A 14,542-nucleotide genomic window follows, 5' to 3' on the forward strand; every position below is an offset into this window, starting at 1 on the left:
GCGCGGGCGCTCCCGTCCAGGCGCGGTCCGAGACGACCGTCCAACTGGGCTCGATGCGCGGCGCGGGCGCTCCCGCGCGGACGGCGTCCGAGACGCCTGCCCATCCGGGTCCGATGCCCGGCGCGGGCGCTCCCGTCCAGGCGCGGTCCGAGACGACCGTCCAACTGGGCTCGATGCGCGGCGCGGGCGCTCCCGCGCGGACGGCGTCCGAGACGACCGCCCAGCCGGACCCCGCGCGCCGCACCGTCGTCCCCGCCGAGACGGTGTCCGAGACCACCACCCGCCTGCGCCCGGTCCCCGCCGGGGCACCGGCATCGGCCCCGTCCGCGGCCGCCACCGGCGGCGCGGGCGCGCCCGAGGGCGCCGGGGGCCGCCGCGGCCGCCCGGGCGACGGGCCCACACCGCCCATATCCGCCGGTGCCGCACACCCCGCCCCCGGCCGGCCGCTCCCCGGCCACGCGGTGCCGGCCCCCGGCCCGGTCCCGCCCTGGAGCACGCCCGTCCCCGGACCCGGCGCCGGTCCCTTCGCCCCCTTCGCGGAACCGGAGCGGCACGACGGCGGATACGGCGAGCCGGACCGGCCACGCCGCTTCGGCGGCCGCGGCCGGTCCCGGATCCTCGCCGCCACCGTCTGCCTCGTGCTCGGCGCGGGCCTCGTCAGCGGGGCCGTCGCCGGCAGCTGGCTCGCCGGGGACCCGGCGCGGGGCGGCGCCCGGGGCGCGTTCGCCGCGGCCGGGGACCTGTGGCACAGCGTGCCGGTCGACCGGCTCTTCCCGCCGACCGTCCAGGGCCGGGGCGCGGGCCCCGGCGGCGCCGACCGCACCTGGACGCGGATCGCCGTCGCCCCCGACACCGGCTGCGCCGGCGCCTTCGACCCGCTGCTCCGCAAGGTCCTCGACCCGGCCGGCTGCGCCCGTCTGCTGCGCGCCACCTACACCGACGCCACCCAGAGCCACGTCACCACCGTGGGTCTGCTCTTCACCAAGGCCGACGCCGCCGCCATGACGTCGCTGGCCCGCCGCTTCGAGAAGGAGGGCCTGGAACGCCGCGGCGACCTGATGCCCCTGCCGTACGCCGCGAAGGGCACCGTGGCCGCCGGCTTCGGCCCCTCCCAGCGGGCGTCGTGGACCGTCTCGGTCCTCACCGACGCCCCCGTCGTCGTCTACGCCGTCTCCGGCTGGGCCGACGGGCGCGCCGTCGACGACCCGCGGCCCGCCGCGGAGGCCATGGCGTCCGGCGCCACCACCGCCCCCGCCCAGGCCGGCCTCGGCCACGAGGCCCGCGGCCTCGCCGACCGCATCGAACGGAGCCTGCGCAAGAACGCCGCCTCCGCCACGGAGCAGCCCTCGTGACAGCCACCGCCCGCCGCGCCGGAACCCTCGGCGTCCTCCTCGCCGCGACCCTCGCCCTCCTCCCGCCCGCCACCGCCCACGCCGACGGCATACGCGCCAAGCAGTGGGCCCTGGAGGCCCTGCACACGCAGGAGATCTGGCGCACCACCAAGGGCGCGGGCGTCACCGTCGCCGTCCTCGACACCGGCGTCGAGGCCGACCACCCCGACCTCGCCGGCAACGTCCTCACCGGCAAGGACATGGTCGGCTTCGGCGCGCGCGAGGGCGACCGCGCCTGGGCCCGCCACGGCACCGCGATGGCCGGGATCATCGCCGGTCACGGCCACGGGCCCGGCGGCGCCGACGGCGTCATGGGCGTCGCCCCCGAGGCGAAGATCCTGCCCGTCCGGGTCATCCTGGAGGACAGCGACCCCTCCCGCGCCAAGGCCCGCAAGACCCGCGGCAACGCCCTCGCCGAGGGCATCCGCTGGGCCGCCGACCACGGCGCCGACGTCATCAACCTCTCCCTGGGCGACGACTCCGCCTCCGCCCACCCCGAGGCCGCCGAGGACGAGGCGATCCAGTACGCCCTGAAGAAGGGCGTCGTCGTCGTCGCCTCCGCCGGCAATGGCGGCGAGAAGGGCGACCGCGTCTCCTATCCGGCCGCCTACCCCGGCGTCATCGCCGCGACCGCCGTCGACCGCTACGGCACCCGCGCCTCCTTCTCCACCCGCCGCTGGTACGCCACGGTCAGCGCCCCCGGCGTCGACATCGTCATCGCCGACCCCGACCACCGGTACTACGAGGGCTGGGGCACCAGCGCCGCCGCCGCGTTCGTGTCCGGCGCCGCCGCCCTGCTCAAGGCGGCCCACCCCGGCCTCACCCCCGCCCAGGTCAAGCGGCTCCTGGAGGACACGGCCGGCGACGCCCCCGCCGACGGGCGCGACGACTCCCGCGGCTTCGGCTTCGTCGATCCGGCCGCCGCCATCGAGGCGGCCGGGCGCCTGAAACCCGAGGGCCTGCGGCCCGCGGCGTACGGCGAGGAGTACTTCGGTCCCGGCCCGGACACCGCCCGCTCCGGCGACGCCACCACGGCCTGGGCCGCGCCGCTCGCGGGCGGTGCCGGGGGCGTGCTGCTGGTGGCGGCGGTCGTCCTGTGGCGCGGGCGCCGCACCCGCCACGGCGGCCTCTGACGGGAACCGGGGCCCGCCACCGGGTTCGGGCCGGACAGCGACCCGCTCCCGAAGACAGACCCCGCCCGGCCACCGGGACGGGCCCGCCCGATCCCCGCCGCGACCCCCCGATAGGGTCGGGAACCGTGGCGAACAAGAACATCCCCGACTCCGGCTTCTCCGACGACGACGGCTCCGCCGATCCCCGGCTGAGCGCGGCGCTCGCCGCCTGGGCCGAGGACCGCACCGCCGTCGGCCCGGTCCTTTCGGCCCTCAAGGGCGCCCGGCTGCTCGTCCCCGTGGTGGCCGTGCTCGGCGAGGTTGAGCAGGACGAGAACGGGCTGCGCCGCGAGAAGACCAGCGAGATGGCCGTACCGACCCTGAAGGCCGCCGGCCGCACCGCCCTGCCCGCCTTCACCTCCACCGACAGCCTCGCCCGCTGGGACCCGGCGGCCCGCCCCGTGGCCGTCCCGCTGCACCAGGCCCTCCAGGCCGCCGCGCACGAGAAGGCGGACACGGTCGTGCTGGACCTGGCCGGACCGGTGCCGTTCGAACTGACCGGGCCCGCGCTGCTGGCGCTGGCGGAGGGGCGTACGACGACCGACCCGCTGGCCGACCCGGCCGTCGTGGAGGCCGTACGGAGCGCCGTGGCCGCCGAGCCCGCCGTGCTCCGCGCCCACCTCGGGCCGGGGCAGGCCGACGGCACCCTCGCCCTCGTCCTCGACCCGGCCGCGCCGCCCGCCGAGGCCGCCCGCGCGGTCGCCGAGCGCCTGGCCGCCGACGAAACGCTCAGGGCCCGCCTGGTGCGCGGCCTCGACCTGGCACTGCTGCCGGCCGGGGCGACGCCGCCGGGCGAGCCCTTGTACGTACGTCGGTGAACCGGGCGCGTCAGCCGTAGACGGGGCCGGTGTACTTCTCCCCGGGGCCCTGGCCCGGGTCGTCCGGGACCAGCGACGCCTCGCGGAACGCCAGCTGGAGCGACTTCAGGCCGTCGCGCAGCGGCGCCGCGTGGAAGGAGCTGATCTCGGTCGCGCTCGCGTCCAGCAGACCGGCCAGCGCGTGCACCAGCTTGCGGGCCTCGTCCAGGTCCTTGTGCTCGTCACCCTCCTCGGTCAGACCGAGCTTCACCGCGGCGGCGCTCATCAGGTTCACGGCGACCGTCACGATCACCTCGACCGCCGGGACCTCGGCGATGTCGCGGGTCATGGCGTCGAAGTCGGGCGTCTCAGGAGGGGTCTCACTCATGCCCACACGATAGGCGCAGCCGGGACGCCCGCCGCCCGCGGGAGGCCGGTGCACGACGGTTCGCGGCATCCCCGGCGAACTGCTAACCTTGTGTAACGACCGGCCGGACACGTATGCCACGGCACGTGCCCGGCCCACAAGTGGAGGCTTCCGAACTCCCACCTGGCCGTCCCCGGGACGGCGGGTCACCGGTCAGGCGGTCCCGCTCCGGCGGCGACCGGCCCGAAAGCGCGCCCCGCGGTCACGCGGCGGTGCTCCGGTAGTTCGAGGAGCCCCGTTGTGATCGTCCGGGGCATTTTTGCTGTCTCGGCGCGGTTAGGTCTAACGAACACAGACGTTACGCGGCTGTCCGCCAGACCGTCGCGTGGTGCTACCGAGGAGGATCCATCAGCGCCGAGCCCCGCATCAACGACCGGATTCGCGTTCCCGAGGTGCGACTTGTCGGTCCCAGCGGCGAGCAGGTCGGGATTGTCCCGCTTGCCAAGGCCCTGGAGCTTGCGCAGGAGTACGACCTCGACCTCGTCGAGGTCGCGGCGAACGCCCGTCCGCCCGTGTGCAAGCTCATGGACTACGGGAAGTTCAAGTACGAGTCGGCCATGAAGGCCCGTGAGGCGCGCAAGAACCAGGCGCACACGGTCATCAAGGAGATGAAGCTCCGGCCGAAGATCGACCCGCACGACTACGACACCAAGAAGGGTCACGTCGTCCGGTTCCTCAAGCAGGGCGACAAGGTCAAGATCACGATCATGTTCCGTGGTCGCGAGCAGTCCCGGCCCGAGCTGGGCTACCGGCTGCTCCAGCGCCTCGCGGAAGATGTCCAGGACCTCGGTTTCGTCGAGTCGAACCCGAAGCAGGACGGCCGCAACATGATCATGGTCCTCGGTCCGCACAAGAAGAAGACCGAGGCGATGGCCGAGGCTCGCCAGGCGCAGGAGGCCCGCAAGGCGGAAGCGAAGGCCAACCCCGGCCGTTCGATGAACGCCGCGGACCCCGGCGCCGCCAACGCCGAGGCTCCGGCCGACGCTTCCGCCGAGGCGTGACCCCCGGGGGCGCGAGCCCCCAGGACGTAACCGAAACAACAGCGACGCTCCATCGTGGTGCCCGGTTCTCGCGACCGGGCACCGGAGCGCCACCGACGAGGAGAGAACGGCGCTATGCCGAAGAACAAGTCGCACAGCGGTGCCAGTAAGCGCTTCAAGATCACCGGCTCCGGCAAGGTGCTCCGTGAGCGCGCCGGCAAGCGCCACCTGCTCGAGCACAAGTCGTCCCGTGTGACGCGTCGCCTCACCGGCAACGCCGAGATGGCCCCGGGCGACGCCGCGAAGATCAAGAAGCTTCTCGGCAAGTGACGCGTCGGCGCTGATCGTCCGATCCGCGCCCGCCGTACGTCAGGACCGGGACCCAATCGTTTCCGGGCCGCGTGAGCACCACCGCGGCCCCGCTACAAGGAGTTAACAAGTGGCACGCGTCAAGCGGGCAGTCAACGCCCACAAGAAGCGCCGGGCGATCCTCGAGCAGGCCTCCGGCTACCGCGGTCAGCGTTCGCGCCTGTACCGCAAGGCCAAGGAGCAGGTCACCCACTCGCTGGTCTACAACTACAACGACCGCAAGAAGCGCAAGGGCGACTTCCGTCAGCTGTGGATCCAGCGCATCAACGCCGCTGCCCGCGCCAACGGCATCACGTACAACCGCTTCATCCAGGGCCTGAAGGCCGCCAACGTCGAGGTCGACCGCAAGATCCTCGCCGAGCTGGCCGTCAACGACCCGAACGCGTTCGCCGCGCTCGTCGAGGTCGCCCAGAAGGCGCTGCCGAGCGACGTCAACGCGCCGAAGGCTGCGTGACGCCGCGCCGGCCCGAGCCGACGTGACGAAAGGGACCCGCAGGCCGGCCCGGCCTGCGGGTCCTGCCGTGTCCGTGAACCGCTGAACTCCAAGGTGAACCGCATGCCCCCCGCCTCCCCCGAGCTGATCTCCCCCCGCTCTCCGCGCGTGCTGGCCGCGCGGCGGCTGGCCAAGCGGAACTTCCGGGGCAAGGAACGGCTCTTCCTCGCCGAGGGGCCCCAGGCCGTGCGGGAGGCGGCCACCCACCGGGCCGGCGGCACGTCCCCGCTCGTCGAACTGTTCGCCACCACCGAGGCCGCCGACCGCTACGCCGACATCATCGGCGCCGCCCGCGACGCCGGCGCCCGCGTCCACCTCGCCGCCGAGCAGGTCATCGCCGACATCTCCACCACCGTCACCCCGCAGGGACTCGTCGGCGTCTGCCGGTTCCTGGACACCCCCTTCGACGACATCCTCGCCGCCCGCCCCCAGCTCGTCGCCGTCCTCGCCCACGTCCGCGACCCCGGCAACGCCGGCACCGTGCTGCGCTGCGCCGACGCCGCCGGAGCCGAGGCCGTCGTCCTCACCGACGCCTCCGTCGACCTGTACAACCCCAAGGCCGTGCGCGCCTCGGTCGGCTCCCTGTTCCACCTGCCCGTCGCCGTCGGCGTCCCCGTCGAGCGGGCCGTGGCCGGGCTGAAGGACACCGGCGTCCGGGTGCTGGCCGCCGACGGGGCGGGCGAGCGCGACCTCGACGCCGAACTGGACCGGGGCACCATGGGCGGACCCACCGCCTGGGTGTTCGGCAACGAGGCGTGGGGGCTGCCGGAGGAGACCCGCGCCCTGGCCGACGCCGTCGTCCGCGTGCCCATCCACGGCACGGCCGAGAGCCTGAACCTCGCCACCGCCGCCGCCGTGTGCCTGTACGCCTCCGCGCGTGCACAGCGCGCCGCCGGAGGGTGCCGCTCCGTCACCAAGAGCTAGTAGGGTGACCACCTCGGGGCCCCTGCACGGCGGAGAGGTGGGGTACGGGGATGAGCGTCGGCACGAGCAGCGCACCGGGATCACGGGAGGCGCGGCGAGCGCCCGCGTCCCGGCCGCCCGGTGAACGCGCCGACCTCGCCGGCCTCGGCATCGACCCCGACGACCTGCCCGACGGCCTCGTCGTCGCCGACGAGCACGGCCGGGTGGTCTGCTTCAACGCCGCCGCCGAGCGCGTCACCGCCCGGCGCGCCGCCGACGCGCTCGGACAGCCGCTGGAGCGGGCCCTGCCGCTGGAGGACCTGGAGGGCCGGCGCTGGTGGCAGCTCACCGACCCCTACGGTGGGCTCGCCATCCGGGTCCGCCAGCCCGAGCGCAACCTGCTGCTGCCCGGCGGGCGCGAGGTGCTGGTCTCCGCCCGGTACGTCCGCGTCCGGCCCACCGGCCCCGTCCGCCGCGTCGTCGTCACCCTGCGCGACACCGAGGCCCGCCGCCGCACCGAGCGCAGCCACGCCGAGCTGATCGCCACCGTCGCCCACGAACTGCGCTCGCCGCTCACCTCCGTCAAGGGCTTCACGGCCACGCTGCTGGCGAAGTGGGCGAGGTTCACCGACGACCAGAAGCGGCTGATGCTGGAGACCGTCGACGCCGACGCCGACCGGGTCACCCGACTCATCGCCGAACTGCTCGACATCTCCCGCATCGACTCCGGGCGGCTGGAGCTGCGCCGCCAGCCCGTCGACATCGGCGCCGCCGTCGGCCGCCACATCCAGGCGTACGTCGCCGCCGGCCAGCCCGCCGGCCGCTTCCTGCTCCGCGTCCAGCAGCCGCTGCCCGGTCTGTGGGCCGACCCCGACAAGATCGACCAGGTGCTTAGCAACCTGATCGAAAACGCCGTGCGGCACGGCGAGGGAACCGTCACCATCGACGTCACACCCGCCGCGTCCCCCCGGGAGGGAGAGGACGCCGGTACGTCGGTCACGGTGAGCGACGAGGGGCCCGGCATCCCGGAGGAGTCCATGAACCGCGTCTTCACCCGCTTCTGGCGGGGCAGCAAGCGCGGCGGCACGGGCCTCGGGCTCTACATCGTCAAGGGCATCGTGGAGGCCCACGGCGGCACCATCACCGTCGGCCGCGCCCCCGGCGGCGGCGCCGAGTTCCGCTTCACGCTGCCCGTGGCGGCCCCGGCCTACCTGGTCTGAGCCCCCCACGGGCGCATCCGCATACCGCCACCCCGTTAGACTCGGCCTTTGGCACCTTTGTGTCCCGAGAACCGGGACGAGCAGTCCACGAGTCGGTGACGGGGACCTTCAGCCAGCCAATCGGAAGCACGGGAAGAGATGTCGGCACCCAATAAGTCGTACGACCCTGTCGAGGTCGAGGCGTTGAAACCGGAAGAGATCGAGCGCATGCGGGACGAGGCGCTCGCCGCCTTCGCCGCCGCGGACTCCCTCGACGCGCTCCACGAGGCGAAGGTCGCCCACACCGGCCCCGCCTCCCCGCTGGCCCTCGCCAACCGCGAGATCGGCGCCCTGCCCCCGCACGCCAAGGCCGAGGCCGGCAAGCGCGTCGGCATGGCCCGCGGTGCCGTGAACAAGGCCCTCGCCGCCCGCCAGGAGGAACTGGAGGCCGAGCGGGACGCCCGGGTGCTGGTCGAGGAGGCCGTGGACGTCACGCTGCCCTACGACCGGATCCCGGCCGGCGCCCGCCACCCGCTGACCACGCTGTCGGAGCGCATCGAGGACATCTTCGTGGCCATGGGCTACGAGGTCGCCGAGGGCCCGCAGGCCGAGGCCGAGTGGTTCAACTTCGACGCGCTGAACATCGGTCCGGACCACCCGGCCCGCGGCGAGGCCGACACGTTCTTCGTGCAGGGCCCGGACGGCGGCACCGAGTCCGGTGTCGTGCTGCGCACCCACACCTCGCCCGTGCAGATCCGCTCCCTGCTCGACCGCGAACTGCCGGTCTACGTGATCTGCCCCGGCCGCGTGTACCGCACCGACGAGCTGGACGCCACCCACACCCCGGTCTTCCACCAGGTCGAGCTGCTCGCCGTCGACGAGGGCCTGACCATGGCCGACCTCAAGGGCACCCTGGACCACATGGTCCAGTCCCTGTTCGGCGAGGGCATGAAGACGCGGCTGCGGCCGAACTTCTTCCCCTTCACCGAGCCGAGCGCCGAGATGGACATGCTCTGCTACGTCTGCAAGGGCGAGTCCGTCGGCAACCCGGACCGGCCCTGCCGCACCTGCTCCAGCGAGGGCTGGATCGAGCTCGGCGGCTGCGGCATGGTCAACCCGCGGGTGCTCACCGCCTGCGGCGTCGACCCGGAGAAGTACAGCGGCTTCGCCTTCGGGTTCGGCATCGAGCGGATGCTGATGTTCCGCCACAACGTCGAGGACATGCGAGACATGGTCGAGGGTGACGTGCGCTTCACCCGGCCGTTCGGGATGGAGATCTGATGCGGGTCCCGCTTTCTTGGCTGCGGGAGTACGTCGACCTGCCGGCCACCGAGACCGGCCGTGACGTACAGGCCAAGCTCATTTCGGCCGGTCTGGAGGTCGAGACCGTCGAGCAGCTCGGCGCCGACCTCAAGGGCCCCCTGGTCGTCGGCCAGGTGCTCACCATCGAGGAGCTGGAGGGCTTCAAGAAGCCGATCCGCTTCTGCACCGTCGACGTCGGCCAGGCCAACGGCACCGGCGAGCCGCAGGAGATCGTCTGCGGCGCCCGCAACTTCTCCGTCGGCGACAAGGTCGTCGTCGTCCTGCCGGGCGCGGTGCTGCCCGGCGGCTTCGAGATCGCCGCGCGCAAGACCTACGGCAAGGTCTCGCACGGCATGATCTGCTCCAGCGACGAGCTCGGCATGGGCGACGACGGCACCAAGGGCATCATCGTGCTGCCGCCCGAGACCGAGGTCGGCCGGGACGCCATCGAGCTGCTGGAACTGGTCGACGAGGTCCTCGACATCGCCGTCACGCCCGACCGCGGCTACTGCCTGTCGATCCGCGGCGTCGCCCGCGAGGCCGCCATCGCCTACGGCCTGCCGCTGCGCGACCCGGCCCTGCTCGACGTCCCCGCCCCGAACGCCTACGGCCACCCGGTGCGGATCTCCGACCCGATGGGCTGCGACCGCTTCACCGCCCGCACGGTGACCGGCCTCAGCCCCGAGGCGCGCTCCCCGATCTGGCTCCAGCGCCGCCTGCAGAAGGTCGGCATGCGCCCGATCTCGCTCGCCGTCGACGTCACGAACTACGTGATGACGGAGCTGGGCCAGCCGCTGCACGCCTACGACCGCAACCTGGTCCAGGGCGCGATCGGCGTGCGCCGCGCCGAGCCGGGCGAGAAGATCACCACCCTCGACGGCGTCACCCGCACCCTCGACGCCGAGGACCTGGTCATCACCGACGAGCGCGGCCCGATCGGGCTCGCCGGCGTCATGGGCGGCGCCAACACCGAGATCGCCGACCACGACGATCTCGAGAACGCGACGACGGACGTGGTCATCGAGGCGGCGCACTTCGACGCGGTCTCCATCGCCCGCACCGCCCGCCGCCACAAGCTGTCCTCCGAGGCGTCCCGCCGCTTCGAGCGCGGCGTCGACCCGCAGGCCGCCGCCGCTGCCGCCCAGCGCACCGTCGATCTGCTGGTCCTCCTCGCGGGCGGCACCGCCGAGGCCGGTGTCACCGAGGTCATCGCCCCGTCCGCGCCGCGCACCATCACCATCCCGGCCGACCACCCGGACAAGGTCGCGGGCGTCGCCTACGGTCGCGAGACCGTCGTACGGCGGCTCCAGGAGATCGGCTGCGACGTGTACGGGCAGGACGAGCTGATCGTCACCGTCCCGTCCTGGCGGCCCGACCTGACCGACCCGAACGACCTGGCCGAAGAGGTCATCCGCCTGGAGGGCTACGAGAACCTGCCCTCCACGCTGCCCAAGCCGCCGGCCGGCCGCGGGCTGACCCGCCGCCAGCGGCTGCACCGCCGCGTCGGCCGCGCCCTGGCCGGGGCGGGATACGTCGAGGCGCCGACCTACCCCTTCGTCAGCGAGCAGGTCTTCGACCAGCTCGGCCTGGCCGCCGACGATCCGCTCCGGCGCGTCGTCAAGCTGGTCAACCCGCTCAGCGACGAGGAGCCCGCCCTGCGCACCTCGCTGCTGCCGGGCCTGCTCGGCGCACTGCGCCGCAACGACGGCCGGGGCAGCCACGACCTCGCCCTGTTCGAGACCGGCCTGGTCTTCCTCCCGCGCGAGGAACAGCGCACCGCCGTCCGGCTGCCCGTCGACCGGCGCCCGACCGACGAGGAGCTCGCCGGGCTGAACGCCGCGCTGCCGGACCAGCCGCGCCATGTCGCCGTCGTCCTCGCCGGCGCCCGAGAGCAGGCCGGCTGGTGGGGCAAGGGCCGCCCGGCCGACTGGGCCGACGCGGTCGAGGCCGCCCGGACCGTCGCCCGCGAGGCCGGCGCCGAGCTGATCGTCCGCAAGGGCCAGTACGGGCCGTGGCACCCCGGGCGCTGCGCCGAGCTCGCGGTCGCCGTCGACGGCACCGAGCGGGTCGTCGGCCACGCCGGTGAGCTGCACCCGCGCGTCCTCAAGGCGCTGGGCCTGCCCGGCCGCACCTGCGCGATGGAGCTGGACCTGGACGCCGTCGAGCGGTCCGGCCAGGCCCTGCCGCAGGCGCCGGGCATCTCCACCTTCCCGGTCGCCACGCAGGACGTCGCCCTGGTCGTCGACGCCTTCGTCCCGGCGGCGGACGTGGAGGCGGCGCTGCGCGAGGGCGCCGGAGACCTGCTGGAGTCCATCCGGCTGTTCGACGTCTACGAGAACGCCGACCAGCTCGGCGAGGGACGCAAGTCCCTGGCCTACGCGCTGCGGTTCCGCGCCGCGGACCGGACGCTGACCGTCGACGAGGCGTCGGCGGCCCGGGACGCCGCGGTCGCCCTGGCGGGCGAGCGCACCGGAGCCGTACTGCGCGGCTAGACAGCACGGCACCGGGGGCGCCACGGCACGGCCGCAGCGCCCCCCACACCCCTCGGGAGCGTGACGCTCCTCTCACTCGATCGAGTGAGATAACCGGGTGATCCGGCCCTTTCGGGCCATATCGTCGACAGAATCGGACCGGCCTTTCGAGGCCGGTCCGTCTGTGCTGTCAGGGCCTACTTGGGGGGCCATCGGCATGATCCGCATCAGGGCTGGGGTCCCCCGCAGGACAGGGCGGTCCCGGACGAACCACTCGGCGCCCGCCCCCAGGACGGGTCCCGGGGAGCTGCGCCGGGCCGTCAGAAGGGCGCTCCAGCGGGCGGCGCGCCAGGCCGGACGGCCACCACTGCGCCGGATGCGCGGCCTCGGCCTCCCCGTGGCCTGGGGCACCGTGGCGGTCACCTACCGGCTGACCTGCCCGCTCGCCCACCAGGAAGCGCTCGGTGCCCGGCTCGTCAGCAGTGCCGTGCTCTGCGCCGTCGGCACCGGCCTCCTCCTCCACGTCCGGCGGACGCTGCTGCGCGAGCTGCGCCAGGCCCGCCGGATCGCGGGCGCCGCCCAGGGGGTGCTGCTGCGCCCGCTGCCCGAGCGCATCGACGGGCTGAGCGTCGCGGCCGCCCAGCTCTCCGCCGAACCCGGCGCCGCGATCGGCGGAGACCTGTACGAGGCCGTCCCCACCGAACACGGCGTGCGCGTGGTGATGGGCGATGTCCGCGGACACGGGATCGCCGCCCTCGGGACGGTCGCCGCCGTGCTCGGCAGCTTCCGCGAGGCCGCGTACGACGAACCGGACCTGGAGCGCGTGCTGCGCCGGCTGGACCGCGCCCTCGCCCGGCACCTCGGCGACCGGGCCCGGGCCGAGCATCCCGGCCCGCCGCTCCCGGCCAACCCGGTCGCCGAGGAGTTCGTCACCCTCCTGCTGCTGGAGATCCGCCCGGACGGCGAGATCCGCGCCCTGAACTGCGGGCACCCCTGGCCGCACCACGTGGCCGGGACCCGCGTCGAGCCGCTCGCCCGCGCGGCCCCCCTGCCGCCGCTCGGGATGTTCCCCCTCCCGGCCGAGCTGCCCGTCGTGCCCTGCGGACAGCTGCTGCCGGGCGAGGCCCTCTTCCTGCACACGGACGGCGCGGAGGACGCGCGCGACGCCGAAGGGCGCTTCTTCTCGCTCCCCGACGTGCTGGCGCACGCCGTACGCGAAGCGCCCGTCGCGCCTCGGGCCCTGCTCGGGACGGTCCTCACCGCGCTCCTGCGCCACGCGGACGGCGCCCCCTCCGACGACGTCGCCCTGCTGATGCTCCGCAACGACCGCGCCCCGTCGGCGCCACGGGACGGCGGCCCCTGCGACGCGGCCGCCCGGGCGGGCCACACCGCGCCGTGTCCGCAGCCGACCAACCAGCTGCGGTAGCACACCGGCCGGAGGGCGAGGCCGGCGCCGCCGTCCACCCCGCCGGAGGGCCGGGCAGGGGGGGCCGGGCGGACGGCGTCCCCGGGCCGCCGCGCAGGGAGGGGGACCGACGGCCCGGCCGGCCTCTTGCGAGAAGACCAGTCAACCGGCCCGCCACGCTCCGCGACACCGCGTGCACCGCGCGGATTGGCGCACTCGGTTCACACCCCGTGTGAGGACGGACCCACTACGCTGGCCGCACCAGCCACCCGGGGGGCACCCATGCAGCCCAACACTCTCCTCGACGCGATCCTGGACGAGGCCGGGATCTCGCACGCGGGACTCGCCGCACACGTGAACCAGGCCGGACGCGGACGCGGCCTCGCCCTCAGATACGAACACACCGCCGTGGCCCGCTGGCTGAAGGGGCAGCGGCCGCGCGGCCAGGTGCCCGACCTCATCTGCGAGGTGCTCGCCGCCCGGCTGCACCGCCCCGTCACCCTCGACGACATCGGCCTCGGCGTGCCCGGCGAACCGACCGCCCCGCACACCGGCTCGCTGTCCGGCTTCGTCGAACGCGCCACCGCGCTCTGGCGCTCCGACCAGCAGCGGCGCCCACACCTGCTGGGCGCGCCCGCGGTCACCGGCACGCCCGCCGTGATGCCGGTGTGGGAGTGGGAGAACCCGCCCGAGGACACCGACGTCTCCCGCGGCGGGCGGCACCGGGTGACCCCGGCCGACATCGAGATGCTGCGCTCCGCCCGCACCCACTACGAGCAGATGTACCGCAAGGCCGGCGGCATGGCGACGCGCGCCCGTGTCGTCGGCTTCCTCAACGCCGAGGCCGCCCCGCTGCTGCGCGGCGGCTACACCGACGCCACGGGCCGTCAGCTGCACCGGGCCACCGGCGGGCTGGTGGCCATCGCGGGCATCTGCGCCTACGACTCCGACGCGCACGGCCTCGCCCAGCGCTACTTCCACCAGGCGCTGCGCCTGGCGAAGGCCAGCGGCGACCGGGGGCTGGGCGCCTACGTCATCGCCCTGCTGGTCAACCAGGCGCTGTACACGAAGGACTACCGGCAGGCCGTCGCCTTCGCCGAGGCCGCCCTGCGGGCCGCCGGGAAGCACATCACCCCCGCGCTCGCCTCGGACCTGTACGCGATGCAGGCCAAGGCGTACGCCCACCTCGGCGACGGCTCCGGCGCGCTGTCCTGCATCCGGCGGGCCGAGCGGGCCGCCGAGCGCATCCGGCGCGGATACGAGCCCGACGAGACGGGCTATGTGCAGCCCGGCCTGGTCAACGTCCAGGTGGCGGAGGCACTGCTCAGCCTGGGCGAGCTCGCGGCCGCGCGGGAGCACGCCGCGGCGGCCGTGGACAACCCCGCCCACGACCGGGGCCGGGTGCACCGGCTCGCCATGCTCAGCACGATCGAGCTGCGGCAGGGCAACGCCGACCGGGCCGTGGCGACCGCGGTGGAGATGGCCGAGCAGGCCCGCGGCATGGAGTCGCAGCGGCTGCGCGACCGGCTGCGGGCGGTGCGCGAGCATCTCGCGCGCAGCGGCTGCGCCGGCACCGCCGAGGCGGCCGAGCTCATCGACGGAGCACTGCGCGTGCCTCTGTGACCCCCGTGGG

The 14,542-nt window shown here is 74.6% G+C and carries 13 protein-coding genes; 12 read left to right on the plus strand and 1 reads right to left on the minus strand.

Features of this window, described 5'->3' with window-relative positions; translation table 11 throughout:
- The first annotated feature begins 461 nt into the window (after window positions 1-461).
- The 3 genes from AB0L74_RS11625 (at window position 462) to AB0L74_RS11635 (ending at window position 3,381) form a co-directional block, all read left to right on the plus strand.
- Window positions 462-1,352, plus strand: a complete 891-nt coding sequence (locus AB0L74_RS11625) for a hypothetical protein (RefSeq protein ID WP_365649527.1) — start codon at window positions 462-464, stop codon at window positions 1,350-1,352.
- Complete coding sequence (mycP, locus tag AB0L74_RS11630; protein ID WP_365649005.1) at window positions 1,349-2,524, plus strand: type VII secretion-associated serine protease mycosin; 1,176 nt, start codon at window positions 1,349-1,351, stop codon at window positions 2,522-2,524. The genes AB0L74_RS11625 and mycP overlap by 4 nt, the downstream gene beginning before the upstream one ends.
- 125 nt (window positions 2,525-2,649) lie before the next feature.
- Window positions 2,650-3,381, plus strand: coding sequence for an SseB family protein (locus AB0L74_RS11635; RefSeq protein WP_365649008.1), 732 nt, complete (start codon window positions 2,650-2,652; stop codon window positions 3,379-3,381).
- A 10-nt stretch (window positions 3,382-3,391) separates the two neighbouring features.
- On the opposite strand, the gene AB0L74_RS11640 is transcribed toward AB0L74_RS11635, so the two are convergent.
- Window positions 3,392-3,748 carry a DUF1844 domain-containing protein gene (locus tag AB0L74_RS11640; RefSeq protein WP_365649011.1) on the minus strand — a complete coding sequence of 119 codons (357 nt, stop codon included), beginning with the start codon at window positions 3,746-3,748 and terminating at the stop codon, window positions 3,392-3,394.
- A gap of 386 nt (window positions 3,749-4,134) precedes the next feature.
- Between AB0L74_RS11640 and infC the strand changes: the two genes are divergently transcribed.
- The 9 genes from infC (at window position 4,135) to AB0L74_RS11685 (ending at window position 14,532) form a co-directional block, all read left to right on the plus strand.
- Window positions 4,135-4,788 (plus strand): translation initiation factor IF-3, encoded by a 654-nt coding sequence (gene infC, locus AB0L74_RS11645; protein ID WP_164397799.1) that lies wholly within the window; start codon window positions 4,135-4,137, stop codon window positions 4,786-4,788.
- 114 nt (window positions 4,789-4,902) lie between these two features.
- A complete protein-coding gene (gene rpmI, locus AB0L74_RS11650) occupies window positions 4,903-5,097 on the plus strand; it encodes a 50S ribosomal protein L35 (protein WP_003977225.1) in 195 nt (64 codons plus the stop codon).
- Between the two features lie 109 nt (window positions 5,098-5,206).
- Complete coding sequence (gene rplT / locus AB0L74_RS11655) at window positions 5,207-5,590, plus strand: 50S ribosomal protein L20 (RefSeq protein ID WP_003977226.1); 384 nt, start codon at window positions 5,207-5,209, stop codon at window positions 5,588-5,590.
- Between the two features lie 102 nt (window positions 5,591-5,692).
- Window positions 5,693-6,553 (plus strand): RNA methyltransferase, encoded by an 861-nt coding sequence (locus tag AB0L74_RS11660; protein ID WP_365649015.1) that lies wholly within the window; start codon window positions 5,693-5,695, stop codon window positions 6,551-6,553.
- Between the two features lie 50 nt (window positions 6,554-6,603).
- Window positions 6,604-7,752, plus strand: a complete 1,149-nt coding sequence (locus tag AB0L74_RS11665) for an ATP-binding protein (RefSeq protein ID WP_365649018.1) — start codon at window positions 6,604-6,606, stop codon at window positions 7,750-7,752.
- A gap of 138 nt (window positions 7,753-7,890) precedes the next feature.
- A complete protein-coding gene (pheS, locus tag AB0L74_RS11670) occupies window positions 7,891-9,012 on the plus strand; it encodes a phenylalanine--tRNA ligase subunit alpha (RefSeq protein WP_365649021.1) in 1,122 nt (373 codons plus the stop codon).
- A complete protein-coding gene (gene pheT, locus AB0L74_RS11675; protein ID WP_365649024.1) occupies window positions 9,012-11,525 on the plus strand; it encodes a phenylalanine--tRNA ligase subunit beta in 2,514 nt (837 codons plus the stop codon). The genes pheS and pheT overlap by 1 nt, the downstream gene beginning before the upstream one ends.
- Before the next feature lie 355 nt (window positions 11,526-11,880).
- Window positions 11,881-12,930: a PP2C family protein-serine/threonine phosphatase gene (locus AB0L74_RS11680; RefSeq protein WP_365649027.1), complete on the plus strand. Its 1,050-nt coding sequence runs from the start codon at window positions 11,881-11,883 to the stop codon at window positions 12,928-12,930.
- A gap of 261 nt (window positions 12,931-13,191) precedes the next feature.
- The gene (locus AB0L74_RS11685; RefSeq protein ID WP_365649029.1) at window positions 13,192-14,532 is read left to right on the plus strand and encodes a transcriptional regulator; all 1,341 of its coding nucleotides are present in this window, start codon (window positions 13,192-13,194) and stop codon (window positions 14,530-14,532) included.
- The last annotated feature ends 10 nt before the right edge of the window (window positions 14,533-14,542 follow it).

Source organism: Streptomyces sp. NPDC052020, from assembly GCF_040680575.1.
GTDB lineage: Bacteria > Actinomycetota > Actinomycetes > Streptomycetales > Streptomycetaceae > Streptomyces.

Excerpts from the sequence above, each read along its gene's own strand:
- AB0L74_RS11640 (WP_365649011.1), bottom strand. The coding sequence starts at position 3,748 with ATGAGTGAGACCCCTCCTGAGACGCCCGACTTCGACGCCATGACCCGC.
- rpmI (WP_003977225.1), top strand. The coding sequence starts at position 4,903 with ATGCCGAAGAACAAGTCGCACAGCGGTGCCAGTAAGCGCTTCAAGATC.
- AB0L74_RS11660 (WP_365649015.1), top strand. The coding sequence starts at position 5,693 with ATGCCCCCCGCCTCCCCCGAGCTGATCTCCCCCCGCTCTCCGCGCGTG.
- AB0L74_RS11665 (WP_365649018.1), top strand. The coding sequence starts at position 6,604 with ATGAGCGTCGGCACGAGCAGCGCACCGGGATCACGGGAGGCGCGGCGA.
- pheS (WP_365649021.1), top strand. The coding sequence starts at position 7,891 with ATGTCGGCACCCAATAAGTCGTACGACCCTGTCGAGGTCGAGGCGTTG.
- pheT (WP_365649024.1), top strand. The coding sequence starts at position 9,012 with ATGCGGGTCCCGCTTTCTTGGCTGCGGGAGTACGTCGACCTGCCGGCC.
- AB0L74_RS11680 (WP_365649027.1), top strand. The coding sequence starts at position 11,881 with ATGCGCGGCCTCGGCCTCCCCGTGGCCTGGGGCACCGTGGCGGTCACC.
- AB0L74_RS11685 (WP_365649029.1), top strand. The coding sequence starts at position 13,192 with ATGCAGCCCAACACTCTCCTCGACGCGATCCTGGACGAGGCCGGGATC.